The sequence below is a fragment of the Shewanella sp. WXL01 genome (assembly GCF_012263345.1).
GTDB lineage: Bacteria > Pseudomonadota > Gammaproteobacteria > Enterobacterales > Shewanellaceae > Shewanella > Shewanella maritima.
In genome coordinates this window covers 83,239-96,375 of the sequence record NZ_JAAIKQ010000005.1, presented here as the reverse complement: position 1 = coordinate 96,375, position 13,137 = coordinate 83,239, and the positions used below count along the sequence as shown (strand labels likewise).

At 44.3% G+C, this 13,137-nt stretch carries 12 protein-coding genes; 10 read left to right on the top strand and 2 right to left on the bottom strand.

The features are described 5' to 3' along the window. Positions 1-115 precede the first annotated feature (115 nt). Complete coding sequence (locus tag G3R49_RS13230; RefSeq protein WP_167870086.1) at positions 116-868, top strand: Nif3-like dinuclear metal center hexameric protein; 753 nt, start codon at positions 116-118, stop codon at positions 866-868. Positions 869-997: 129 nt separating this feature from the next. Here G3R49_RS13230 and metG read toward each other — a convergent pair whose 3' ends face one another. Next, the gene (metG, locus tag G3R49_RS13225) at positions 998-3,034 is read right to left on the bottom strand and encodes a methionine--tRNA ligase (RefSeq protein ID WP_167869988.1); all 2,037 of its coding nucleotides are present in this window, start codon (positions 3,032-3,034) and stop codon (positions 998-1,000) included. 158 nt (positions 3,035-3,192) lie between these two features. On the opposite strand from metG, the gene apbC reads away from it, so the two are divergent. From apbC to G3R49_RS13185, 8 genes are all read left to right on the top strand, one after another. Next, the gene (apbC, locus tag G3R49_RS13220; RefSeq protein ID WP_130602791.1) at positions 3,193-4,308 is read left to right on the top strand and encodes an iron-sulfur cluster carrier protein ApbC; all 1,116 of its coding nucleotides are present in this window, start codon (positions 3,193-3,195) and stop codon (positions 4,306-4,308) included. Between the two features lie 8 nt (positions 4,309-4,316). Further along, positions 4,317-4,955 (top strand): uridine kinase, encoded by a 639-nt coding sequence (udk, locus tag G3R49_RS13215; protein ID WP_130602793.1) that lies wholly within the window; start codon positions 4,317-4,319, stop codon positions 4,953-4,955. 126 nt (positions 4,956-5,081) lie between these two features. Next, complete coding sequence (gene pabC, locus G3R49_RS13210) at positions 5,082-5,918, top strand: aminodeoxychorismate lyase (RefSeq protein WP_167869987.1); 837 nt, start codon at positions 5,082-5,084, stop codon at positions 5,916-5,918. Positions 5,919-6,108: 190 nt separating this feature from the next. Further along, positions 6,109-7,116, top strand: a complete 1,008-nt coding sequence (gene mltG / locus G3R49_RS13205) for an endolytic transglycosylase MltG (protein WP_167869986.1) — start codon at positions 6,109-6,111, stop codon at positions 7,114-7,116. Further along, entirely contained in the window at positions 7,116-7,748 is a 633-nt protein-coding gene (gene tmk / locus G3R49_RS13200) for a dTMP kinase (RefSeq protein ID WP_167869985.1), read from the top strand. Before mltG ends, tmk begins: the two co-directional genes overlap by 1 nt. Positions 7,749-7,768: 20 nt before the next feature. Beyond that, a complete protein-coding gene (holB, locus tag G3R49_RS13195) occupies positions 7,769-8,764 on the top strand; it encodes a DNA polymerase III subunit delta' (protein ID WP_245335365.1) in 996 nt (331 codons plus the stop codon). A 34-nt stretch (positions 8,765-8,798) separates the two neighbouring features. After that, positions 8,799-9,125: a PilZ domain-containing protein gene (locus tag G3R49_RS13190; protein ID WP_130602801.1), complete on the top strand. Its 327-nt coding sequence runs from the start codon at positions 8,799-8,801 to the stop codon at positions 9,123-9,125. A 43-nt stretch (positions 9,126-9,168) separates the two neighbouring features. After that, entirely contained in the window at positions 9,169-9,951 is a 783-nt protein-coding gene (locus G3R49_RS13185) for a TatD family hydrolase (RefSeq protein WP_167869984.1), read from the top strand. A gap of 345 nt (positions 9,952-10,296) precedes the next feature. Here the strand turns inward: G3R49_RS13185 and rsmF are convergent, their stop codons facing one another. Beyond that, complete coding sequence (gene rsmF / locus G3R49_RS13180) at positions 10,297-11,769, bottom strand: 16S rRNA (cytosine(1407)-C(5))-methyltransferase RsmF (protein WP_167870084.1); 1,473 nt, start codon at positions 11,767-11,769, stop codon at positions 10,297-10,299. 138 nt (positions 11,770-11,907) lie between these two features. Here rsmF and G3R49_RS13175 point away from each other — a divergent pair, with 138 nt between their 5' ends. Beyond that, positions 11,908-13,134, top strand: coding sequence for a spore maturation protein (locus G3R49_RS13175; RefSeq protein ID WP_167869983.1), 1,227 nt, complete (start codon positions 11,908-11,910; stop codon positions 13,132-13,134). The last annotated feature ends 3 nt before the right edge of the window (positions 13,135-13,137 follow it).

Here is a 13,137-nt window from a genome sequence, read left to right as displayed (position 1 = left end):
TTATGCCGTATTTGAGGTCAAAGTGGGGCTTTTGAGGTTATTTTTGATGATTGAGTATGATTAGTGCCGTACAATTTCACTCATTGAACGTTAAATTAATAATAGCCTTATGACCATTTCTACAACTGAACTTACCCAATATCTAGCTGACTACCTACAAGTTGACCAATATAAAGACTACGCGCCCAACGGCCTTCAGGTACAAGGTAGTGAAAACATTACTCGTATCGTGACCGGTGTAACTGCGTGCCAGGCGTTGATTGATAAAGCGGTCGAAGTTAATGCTGATGCCATTTTGGTTCATCATGGCTTTTTCTGGAAAAGTGAGCCAGAAGTGTTAACGGGTATGAAATACAAGCGTATTAGCGCGTTAATTAAAAACGACATCAATCTATTTGGTTACCATTTACCGATTGATGGACATCCGCAAATAGGCAACAACGCTCAGCTTGCAAGCAAGATAGGCGTAGCCGAGCCTAAAATCGCCGAGTCAGTTAAACAAAACCTGCTTTGGCGTGGGGAGCTTGAGCAAGCATTAGCTCCGCAGCAGTTAGCTAGGCGACTTAATGATACGCTAGCGCATAAACCGCTTCATATTGGTGAAGCTCCTGAGCTAATTAAAACTGTTGCCTGGTGTACTGGCGGGGCACAAGATTATATAGATGCTGCAGTGGAATTAGGTGTGGATGCATTTATCAGTGGTGAGGTGTCGGAGCGAACATTTCATGCCGCTATGGAGCAAAATATTCACTATTTTGCCGCAGGGCATCACGCAACTGAGCGATACGGTATTAAGGCGCTTGGCGAACATCTATCAGACAAATTTGGCCTAGAACATCAGTTTATTGATATTTATAACCCTGTATAAAAGGCTCTTTGCTTTTCAGTGTGGTAGCAACCTTGATGATAGTTATTGAGTTCGGTGCCGCGGGTAGCTACAAAGGCAAACAAAAATGGCGACCAATTGGTCGCCATTTTTAATGAATGCAAATGCGAATTACATGACGCGCATGCCTGGTTTTGCACCAGCGTGTGGCTCTAAAATCCATAGGTCTTTACCGCCTGGACCTGCAGCTAGCACCATGCCTTGTGACTCACCAAACTTCATTTTACGCGGAGCTAGGTTAGCAACCATTACCGTGTGTTTACCAACTAAGTCTTCTGGAGCATAAGCAGACTTAATACCTGCAAATACTTGGCGAGTTTCACCGCCTAAGTCTAGCTCTAGGCGCAGCAGCTTATTGGCTTTCTCGATGTGCTCCGCTTTGGCGATCAGCGCGATACGTAAGTCAACTTTGGCAAAATCGTCAAAGGTGATTTCATCGGCGATTGGCTCTTTTTCTAGCTCAGATTGCTCAGCTTTTGTCGGCTCAGGTTGAGTAGCTTGTAGGTTTTCAGTCGATGCATCGATGATAGCCTCAATGCTCTTCATTTCGATGCGTTGCATTAGCGCTTTAAACTTAGCAATTTCATGACCAGCAAAGTCATCGCTCATGTTGTCCCAAGTTAGCTCAACTTGTAAGAAGCTTTCTACGTCTTGAGCAAGTTTTGGCAGCACTGGCTTTAAATAAGTCACAAGAATGCGGAACAGGTTTAGCGCGTTTGAACAAACCTGGTGCGCGGCATCTTGCTGATCTTCTTGCTTAATTAATTGCCAAGGCGCTGCATCTGCCACGTAAGCATTAGCAATATCGGCAAGCGCCATGATTTCGCGCATCGCTTTACCAAATTCACGGGTTTCGTAAAGCTCGGCAATGGTTTCACGTTTCGCTAGGAACGAGTCGATAAGTGACTTATCTTCCACAGCAGCCAATTTGCCGTCAAAGCGCTTGCTGATGAAGCCTGCAGTGCGTGATGCCAGGTTAACTAGCTTACCTACAAGATCAGAGTTCACACGCTGAGCAAAGTCTTCAAGGTTTAAGTCTAAATCGTCAATACGGCTATTTAGCTTAGCGGCGTAGTAGTAACGTAGGTATTCTGGATTTAAGTTGTCTAAGTAGGTACGTGCCTTAATAAAGGTACCCTTAGATTTAGACATTTTCGCACCATTAACCGTGACATAGCCGTGGGCGTAAACGCTAGTAGGCTTACGAATTCCGGCGCCATCAAGCATGGCTGGCCAGAATAGGCTGTGGAAGTAGACAATATCTTTACCAATGAAGTGGTAAATCTCAGCGTCTGAGTCTTTGCCCCAGTAATCATCGAAGTTAAGGTCGTCACGCTTGTCACATAGGTTTTTGAATGAGCCCATGTAGCCGATAGGCGCATCTAACCAAACATAGAAGAATTTGCCTGGCGCATCTGGGATTTCAAAACCAAAGTAAGGCGCGTCACGAGAAATATCCCACTGTTGCAGGCCTTGCTCAAACCACTCATTTAGCTTGTTGGCCATTTCTTGCTGTAATGAACCAGACTGGATCCACTCTTTTAACATGCCTTCAAACGCTGGTAGGTCGAAGAAGAAATGTTCAGTGTCTTTCATTACTGGTGTTGCGCCAGATACAGCCGAATATGGGTTGATCAAATCTGTAGTGCTGTAGGTCGCGCCGCAGTTGTCACAGTTATCGCCGTATTGATCTTCACTCTTACACTTCGGGCAAGTACCTTTAACGAAGCGATCTGGCAAGAACATTTGTTTTTCTGGGTCAAACAATTGCGAGATGGTTTTGGTTTTGATGTAACCGCCATCACGAAGCTTTAGGTAGATTTGACTGGCTAACTCACGGTTTTCATCGCTATGAGTGCTGTGGAAATTGTCAAACTGGATATGAAAATCTGCAAAGTCTTGCTCGTGTTCTTTTTGCACCTGAGCAATCATTTCTTCAGGTGTCATACCTAACTGCTGAGCTTTTAGCATGATAGGTGTGCCGTGAGCGTCATCTGCACAAATATAGTGGCACTCATGGCCACGTAATTTTTGATAACGTGACCAAATATCAGTTTGAATATATTCCAGCATGTGGCCTAAATGGATTGGGCCGTTAGCGTATGGAAGGGCACTGGTGACCAAAATTTTACGCGTTGAATTCGTCATTTTATCTCTATATCGATCTACTTCAAAAATATTGCCAAGATACTACCTGATTGCGGTCACCTTTTCATTATTTGATGATACAAATTCTTCAACAAAGCAGTAAATTGCTGCCTAAGTTCTGCTACACTAGCTCGAAATTACAATGAGGAGTTGATGTTTTGTCTAATCCGCATCCAGATTATCAGTTACCTGATCAATTATTGTCCCAAGTTCTTGCTATTCTCGACGATTTCCAAGACCCATATTTAAATAAGAGTTTCATTGCTGCAGGTTTGGTAAACAAACTTGCCATTGAAGATAAGCGCTTGCAGCTAGGTTTGGTATATCCATACCCATGTATGACTCAATACCGCGATACAGTTATGGCTGTGACCAACAAGCTCGCGGTATTGGATGAAATTGATGAAGTTGAATGTGAGATAGACTTTCAACCAGCAACATACTCAGCTATTACCTCAGTAGCGCCGGTCAAAAATGTTAAGCAAGTGATTGCTGTTGCCTCTGGTAAAGGCGGCGTAGGTAAATCAACCACCGCGGTTAACTTAGCATTAGCCCTTAAAGCAGAAGGTGCTAATGTCGGTATTCTTGACGCTGATATTTACGGACCGTCTATCCCTATCATGCTGGGTGTGCCGCACTTTAAGCCTCAGTCTCCAGATGGCAAGATCATGACAGCGGCCGAGGCTCACGGCATTGCTGCGCAATCAATTGGTTTTATGCTAGCCGATGAAGAAGCTGCGGTTTGGCGCGGGCCAATGGCTGCGGGCGCACTGTCACAACTGTTAAATGAAACCCAGTGGCCTGAACTAGACTATTTAGTTATCGATATGCCGCCAGGAACCGGTGACATTCAGCTAACCTTATCGCAAAAGTTCCCTGTAAGCGGCGCTGTGATAGTCACCACACCGCAAGATATTGCACTTGCTGATGCCAAAAAAGGCATCACCATGTTTAACAAGGTGAGTATTCCTGTACTTGGTATTGTTGAGAACATGAGCTTCCACTTATGCCCAGAATGTGGTCATAAAGAGCACCCATTCGGAACCCATGGTGGTAGTGCGATTGCTGAGCGATACAATGTGCCTTTATTGGGCGCACTGCCGCTAAATATTAATATTCGCGAGTCGATGGATGATGGCGCGCCATGTGTCGTGAGTCAGCCAGAAAGTGAAGTTGCGGGCATTTACCGCGAGATAGCTCGCAAATTAGGTGCACAGCTAGCCCAGCAAACGGTACAATCTAGCATCGCAATCAGTATTACAGACGACGAATAAGGTTTTATATGAATTCACAGCAATGTGTCATTATTGGAATTGCTGGCGCGTCTGCGTCTGGTAAGAGCCTAATTGCTAACACTATTTTTAACGAGCTATGCCGCGATTTGGGCACAGATCAAATTGGTGTGATCAATGAAGATGCTTACTACCGTGACCAGAGTCACCTCACCATGGATGAGCGTGTTAAGACTAACTATGACCATCCTAAGGCGCTTGATCATGAGTTATTGGCGAGCCACCTTCGCGAGTTAAAAGCACTAAAGCCGGTAGAGATCCCGACTTATAGTTACACCGAACACACGCGTATGGAGCAAACCCAATGTATGAGCCCGAAAAAGGTGATTATTTTGGAAGGTATTTTGCTGTTAACTGATCCAAAATTGCGTGAGCTGATGGACGCGAGTGTATTCATGGATACGCCTTTAGATATTTGTTTTTTGCGCCGCCTACAGCGTGACGTACAGGAAAGAGGGCGCACCATGGAGTCGGTAATCAGTCAGTACAAAGCAACGGTTAGGCCTATGTTCTTGCAGTTCATTGAACCGTCAAAGCAATACGCTGATATTATCGTGCCACGTGGCGGCAAAAACCGCATTGCAATCGATATTCTTAAAGCGCGATTACAGCACTTGTTGGGCAAATAACCAATGGGCAATTAGCTGAGGTTAAAAGCATTGCTAATTAACCCTCGCTAATGCAGTCTACGAAGAGCCGTTATTACGGCTCTTTTTTATATGAGATTTTCTACCTGTGTACTTAAAGGGTGAGTCATGACGCAAAACCTAGACACTAACGTATGGGTCAATCAAGATGAGGCTGGAACCATAAGCCCGTTTGATCGCGGACTTGCTTATGGCGATGGCTTATTTGCTACCATGCAAACAAATAATGGCGTTATTTTATTGCTTGATGCCCATTTAGCACGTTTGCATCAAGGTGCTGTTAGGCTCGGTATTAATTGGTCGCCAACTGAGACTTTTATTGCTCATCTAAAGCAACTGGCTGCTAGTAATCCTAATCATTGTATTAAGGTAATATTGTCTCGCGGCAATGGTGGGCGCGGTTATATGCCGCCAGAGCATGCAAAGCTTACCGAAATTACCTCGGTGCACCCGTTGCCTTCGCATTATCCGGTTTGGCAGCGTGAGGGCATTAAGCTTGCGCTGTCTGAAGTTGAGCTTGGCAGACAACCATTGCTTGCCGGTATCAAACACTTAAACCGTCTGGAGCAAGTGTTGATTAAGGCGCAGCCTCTCGCTACTGATGTGCAAGATTGGCTTGTTGTCGATACTCAAGGCAAAGTGATTGAATCGTCAATGGCGAACCTGTTTGTGATTAAATCAAATAAGGTCTATACGCCGTCAATGGCATACTCTGGTGTGGCTGGTGTTACCCGTGAACGGGTAATTGATGCTTTGCTGCAATTTGGGCTGAGTGTGGAGTGTACTGAGTTTGATGTTACTTTCTTGCAAAGCTGTGATCATGTGATGTTGAGTAATAGTCTATTTGGCGTAGTTGACGTGACCGCAATAGGTAACCAGGTTTTTGAGCGTTTTGCTGAAACTAAAAAGCTTACTGAGTTAATCTATGCAAACGAAAAGCGCTAACACAAATGCTTCGTGCAAGAGGTGGCAGTTAGAGGCACTTTAGGATTAATAGCTTTGAGCGAAAGGCAATGGTTATAATGGCGCGATTTAAGCTTAAGACCACTAAGGTTGCCGACTTGCTAAAATCTCAGTGCTAAAAACTCAGCGCTTAAAAAGCGACAATGATTGATGACAATTATAATTACAGGTTATGACAAAAATAATTAAATGGATTTTAGCCAGTACCTTTACTTTGGCTAGTGTGGCGATTGTTGCTGCTTATTGGTTTACCCAACAGTTAAGTGCATTTCCACAGCAACAGCTTTCCCTTGATGCGCCAATCGAGATAGAGATCACTCGCGGCAATACAGCTATCGGATTAGTTCATCGGCTACAAAATGATGGCTTAATCACCGATGCCTGGAAAATGAAATACCTGCTTAAACTTGAGCCAGATTGGGCGCAAATCAAAACGGGATTATTTGCGCTAGAACCGGGTGACACCCTAGCGGACGTATTAAACCGCATTAAATCTGGCGAGCAAATGGTGTTTTCAGTCACCTTGATTGAAGGAAAAACCATTAAAGAATGGCAAGCATTGCTCAATGAACAATCAAGACTGACCGTCGATGAAGATGTGTTCAATAAGGTATTAGCAAAACACGGTGATACGTCTGGGCTTCCAGAGGGCAAATTTTATCCTGACACTTATCAATTTCATGCCGGCGACAGCGCACAAAGTGTGCTTGAGCGTAGTTATTTGCGTATGCAGACGGAGATTGACAATGCCTGGCAACAACGTGATCCGCAGTTAAAGTTAAAAACACCTTATGAACTGTTGATCATGGCGTCGATTATCGAAAAAGAAACTGCACAATCGACTGAGCGTGATTGGGTATCAGCGGTGTTTAATAATCGTCTGAAAAAGGGCATGCGTTTGCAAACGGACCCAACAGTGATTTATGGCATGGGCGACCGCTTCAACGGTAATATTACTCGTAAGGACTTGCGCGAGTATACGCCATTTAATACATATAGAATTAATGGTTTACCACCAACTCCAATTGCTGCGCCAAGTCGCGCATCGTTAATCGCAGCAGCCATGCCTGCTGACGTCGACTATTTGTATTTTGTATCGCGTAATGATGGCACCCATGTGTTTTCAACCAATCTTCGCGATCACAACAATGCTGTTAACAAATTTCAGAGAAACCAATAATGAGTTTAGGTAAGTTTATCGTCATTGAAGGCCTAGAAGGCGCGGGCAAGTCATCTGCAATCGAGTTAGTTAAGCAGGTTATCACCGAGTTTACTGAGCAAGAGCCAGTATGTACTCGCGAGCCTGGTGGTACTCCACTTGCTGAGAAAATGCGCGATTTAGTGAAAATTGCTGATGAATCGGATCCACTATGCGATGAAGCAGAGTGTTTATTATTCTATGCTGCACGTACCCAGCTTATCGCTAACGTCATCAAGCCTGCACTTAACAAAGGTCAATGGGTGTTAGGGGACCGCCATAATTTATCTTCACTTGCGTATCAAGGTGGTGGTAGAGGGCTAATGAATCTAGTGCAGTCTATCAGTGATATTAGCTTGCAAGGCTTCAAACCTGATTTAACCTTATACCTTGATATTGACCCTAGACTAGGGCTTGCTCGTGCAGCACAGCGTGGTGAGCTCGATCGCATCGAGACGCAAAAGATTGCCTTTTTTGATAAGGCACGTGAAACCTTCTTATCATTTGCAGATCAAGATGAATCAATTGTGGTCATTGATGCCTCACAGCCGATGGAAAAGGTGCATCAAGATATACGTAGCCAGCTTAATCAACATTTAGCAAATTTAAACTAGACGTTTGGGAAGGAAGACCATTGCCTTTTAAATCGAGCAGCCCAGATACTGCGCTAAATTCTATTGTGCTGAACCATGGTGAGCTGCCATGGCTTAGTGCAATGACGCAGCAGTTTTATCGACAAGTTGTTGATGAGCACTACAGTCATGCATACATGCTTAATGTCGATAAGGCTTATGGCGGTGAATTGCAGGCCAGTGTGATGGCGCAAGCTGTACTTTGCTATAACCCAAGTGAACAAGGCGCTTGTGGTCATTGTAAGAGCTGTCAATTGATTGCTGCTGGCTCTCACCCCGATCTACATCTTGTGGCGCCAGATGGGCATCAGATTAAAGTCGATCAAATTCGCCAGCTTTGTAGCAGCCTCAGCCAAACGGCTCAGCAGGGTGGGCGACGTGTTGCCGTTATTCATCAGGCTGAAAGGCTTAACCTTGCAGCGGCAAATGCACTGTTGAAAACACTAGAAGAGCCAGGCGAAGATACCTTGATTATCTTACAGGTGAATCACGGCTCTCAGCTGCTAGCGACCATTAAGAGTCGTTGTCAGGCACTAGAGTTTACCCGCCCCAATAAAGCAGAGCTGTTGTCCTGGTTAGGGGCATTGAATATTCAGCTACCGTTGGATAAAAACGATAAACCTCAAGATGTTACCTGGTGTATTGGCATTCTCGGTGGTCCAATTGCTTTGGTTGACAGTTTAGCTAACGGACGCTATCAACAATTACTTGCCTACCGACAGGATTGGGCACTCGCCGCTAAACAAGGTTATGTGAGTGGACAACTTAGCAAGGTAAGTGAGGAGCAAATAATTGATGCTCTTAATGTTTTTTATTTGTACTTACGCCAATATGTGTTAAAAAATACCAAGACATCACCTTTTATTCAGGCTAAAATTATTTCACTTGCAGGTGAGGTGATGCAGATGTGTCAGCGCTTGTCGAGTATGCCAAACGTCAATACGACGGCTTTATGTCAGCAATACATCATTTCTTTTAGGCAACTAATTTTGTCTTAGCAACAACTATGTTATTGGAATATGTGAATTTATTATGGTCGATTTAGTTGTTAACTACGATACATTACATCAGCTTTACCGTGCTTATATGCCGTTTATTAAGCCCGCTGGGCTGTTTGTTGCAACAACAGAAAGCCACTTTTTGGGTCAAGAACTGACTATTTCTTATCGTTTACCGGGTGCTTCGCAATCAAATGAGTTCCAAGGTACAGTCGTTTGGATTAATCCACTTGGTGCATCAGGCGGTCGTCCTGCCGGTATCGGTTTGAAAATCAACACAGAGGCGGAAAGCCATAAGCATCATATTGAAAAGCTGTTGTCCCATGAGCTTTCTTCAGGAGATTTGACCTGCACTATGTAGGTCGGTATCCTCTGCGCTTTATTCACCATAGAACCTGCGAAACATGTTAATTGATTCACACTGTCACCTTGACCGCCTTAAATCTGCGCCAGATCAACCGAGTTTAAAAGCCATTATTGATGGCGCGAAAGCACGCGGCGTTGATTACTTTCTTTGTGTTAACGTGCGTCAGCAAGGCTTTGAAGCCATGCGCGATAAAGTGGCAGAATTTGAAAATGTGTTTTTATCTTCAGGTGTGCATCCACTAGACGTACAAGACGGCTTAAACGTGGAGCAAATTCGCCAATTTGCTGGCGAAAAGCGCGTGGTTGCAATTGGTGAAACTGGGCTAGATTATTACTATGCTAACGAAACTAAAGCCTTGCAGCAAAGCTGCTTCGAGCAGCAAATTGCGTTGGCCGTAGATATCGATAAACCGCTGATTGTCCATACTCGTGATGCCCGTGAAGATACCATTGCTATGTTGAAGAATGGTAATGCTGACAAAGTAGGTGGGGTATTGCACTGCTTTACCGAGAACTGGGAAATGGCGAAAGCAGCTATCGACTTAGGTTTCTATATTTCAGTTTCAGGCATTGTCACGTTTAAAAATGCTGGTGAACTACGCTCAGTGATCCGAAAAGTCCCTCAAGATAAACTGCTAGTCGAGACTGACGCGCCGTATCTCGCGCCAGTGCCACACCGAGGTAAAGAGAATCAGCCAGCTTATGTGCGTGATGTTGCTGAGTTTGTTGCTGAGCTGCGTGGTGAAAAGTTTGAAGATCTTGCCAATTACACCACAGAGAACTTCTTCAACTTGTTCACTCAGGCTAAAAGCCTTATTTAGTTTGAGTTTGAATTTCTTCTTAAGTTAACAGCGCCAGTTTCTAAATAACTGCGTTGCTACAGTAAGCCTTAACATTGAATTATGTTAAGGCTTTATTTTTTTGGTGACAGGCTACAAATTTCAGACAAAAAAAGACCCAAAACTATCCAATTGTTTTGGGCCTAGGGGAATGGCTCTTCTCAGAGCCGTGCGCTATCTTCAATTCAAGATGAATAAATTATAGACAGTGATTTTGGTTTTGCACAAATTCTACACAAGTTTTGCACAGTTTTTTGTTGATAAAAATGTATCTATTTATAACCTATTGAATTAGCGTTTCTTATTTAACTGGCTGCTTTCGTTTGATCAATAGTGATAAACCCTGTCGTGGACTAAATCTCTTGGTAAGCCATTTTTTAACCTGTGACCGAGAAACTTCATTACACCTAAAGAAACCTGGTGCAAGGTGACGATTAACTCACCATTACTGTAGCTACCAAGCTTAGTTTGTTGAGCGTCGTCTAGTTCGCTAACTTGAATATCGCGCCCCATTAAAAATAGTTTTGCTTGCTCTGGGGTGAGCTCAAATCTGTGTTGAGTATCAATTTGATTGTTTGCCTCTAATGTGGTCAAAGCGATCACTGCCTCGTGACGGATTTTGAAGCCCTTTTTCAAAATATCGGCCAGCTTGAAGCCAATCCGCTGAAAGCGCATCTTACCGACAAACTCATCGAATGCTTGCGGGAATAACCAAATTTCTTCGTCACGGACTTTGGCGTTAAAGTGCTCAGGTATCGATAGTCCAATGTTATCTAAGTAGACTTGCAGCTGTGAAAATTGCTTTCTGCTGATATCGCTAAACGGGAATTTACGTTGCGGTTTTGGTTGCTTGTTAACTCGTTCAACTGAAGCTAGCTTGTTGATTTTGGCAACAAAAAAGCCTTCGCTATCATAAATTTGCGGCCAAACATGTAGAAAGCCTTCTTCAGTTGTGGCCTTGTCGGCATCTTCAAACAAGTTAGCCAAACTTTCAAACTCTACTGCTTTACCAAATACTTGCTTGAGGTGATGACATACAGCTTGGTTTTCAGCGCGGCTTAATGTACAGGTTGAGTAAACTAAACTGCCACCGGGTTTTAAGGCTAAAAATGCAGATTCGATGAGATCTTGCTGGGTATCACCAATTGCTTCGACATCACTAATGTCCCAACTTTTTAGTGCATTAGCATCTTTACGCACCGTACCTTCACCGCCACAAGGCGCATCGAGTAAGATAGCGTCAAATTGCTCATACATGTATTCGCCAAACACACGACCGTCAAAGTGGGTGAGGGCGCAGTTACTTACGCCCATACGCTGAACATTAGCGTGCAGCACTTTTACTCGGCTAGACGAGTACTCATTGGCAACCAGTAGCCCTTGATTGTTCATCAGAGCGGCAAGCTGAGTTGACTTGGAGCCTGGCGCTGAAGCAACATCGAGCACATAGTGATTACTAAAATCATCGTTATCACATGCTGAGAATAATGCGGTTGGCGGCAACATAGAGCTGGCTTCTTGAATATAAAATAGGCCTTGTAAGTGCTCGACAAGATTACCCAGGTTTGCGTCATCTTTAACGGTTATCCAAAAGCCAGAGTCGCACCAAGGAATAGGCTCAAATTGCCAACTATGGGGATGCATTAACTGCTTAAACTCGTCTACCGAAATTTTTAAGGTATTCACTCGGATTGATTTACGCAGTGGGCGCTGACAATATTCAATTAAATCATCAATATTGAGGTGTTCAGGCAGCTCTTGCTCGATATGTTTGATAAAGTTAGGGTTGATATTTGCCATTGAGTTTTGCGGTCTTGCTAAGTTTGCAGCGATCATACCTTAACTGGCTTCACTTGTATGCGAAAGCGTGATCTAGTTTGGTTGAATTGACTTGAAAATCAACTATCGCATCAATGCTGATAAATAATTGGAGCTTGTGTGTTAAATCGAGTTTGGTTTACGTTTTTTATCGTCGCTGCACTAGCGATAACCGCTCAGCTTTTTTCGGGCAATACTCAGGTTCTGCATGAAAGTGTCGCTGGCATTTTCGCCAGTGCTAAGCTGGCTGCGGAAATCTCGCTTGGCTTAATAGGCGTACTTGCACTGTGGATGGGGCTAATGCAAGTTGGTGAGAAAGCTGGCGTTGTTGGTGTATTTGCCAAAGCCTTTGAGCCCTTGCTCGCCAAATTAATGCCAGAGGTGCCAAGAGGGCACAGAGCATATGGCAGTGTGACGATGAACCTCACTGCGAATATTTTAGGGCTAGATAACGCAGCTACACCACTGGGCTTGAAAGCAATGAACGATTTGCAATCGCTTAACCCAAACAAGTCCGTTGCCACCAACGCCCAAATATTGTTTTTGGTGCTCAACACATCCTCAGTCACCTTAGTGCCGGTCACCGTTTTTCTATACCGAGCACAGCAGGGAGCGACGGCGCCAGCAGATATTTTTTTACCGATTTTATTAGCAACAACATGCTCAACGCTGGTGGGCTTAATCATTGTCGCCTTAGTGCAGAGGATATCTTTACTTAACACCGTGGTACTTGGCTATGGCATGGTGATAGTTTCCCTGCTTTGCGCGTTAGTTTGGAGCCTCGTTGGTTTAACAAGTGAAGCGATTGGTGCGGTTTCTACAGCATTAGGTAATGGTATTTTGCTATTACTTATCTTGAGTTTTGTTCTGGTAGCTGGCGTTAGGCGTGTTGCCGTGTATGACGAGTTTATCAGTGGTGCTAAACAAGGGTTTGAGCAATCAATTAAGCTTATTCCATACCTACTTGCCATGTTGCTCGCGATTGGCCTGCTTAGGAGTTCAGGAGCACTAGACTATTTACTCAGTCTGGTAGCCGCAATAGTCAGTGCATTTGGCGCCGACACTCGGTTTATTGATGCGATGCCAACAGCCTTGATGAAGCCATTTAGCGGCTCGGGTGCGCGGGCTATGATGCTGGAAACCATGCAGCATCATGGCGTTGACTCTTTCGCAGGTAGACTAAGCGCAGTATTGCAGGGTAGCACTGAAACCACCTTCTATGTATTAGCTGTGTATTTTGGCTCAGTTGGGATCAAACATGGTCGACATGCTTTGGGCTGTGGACTTGCCGCAGATTTTGCTGGGATTGTCGCTGCGATATCTGTTTGCTATTGGTTTTATGGCTAGGGT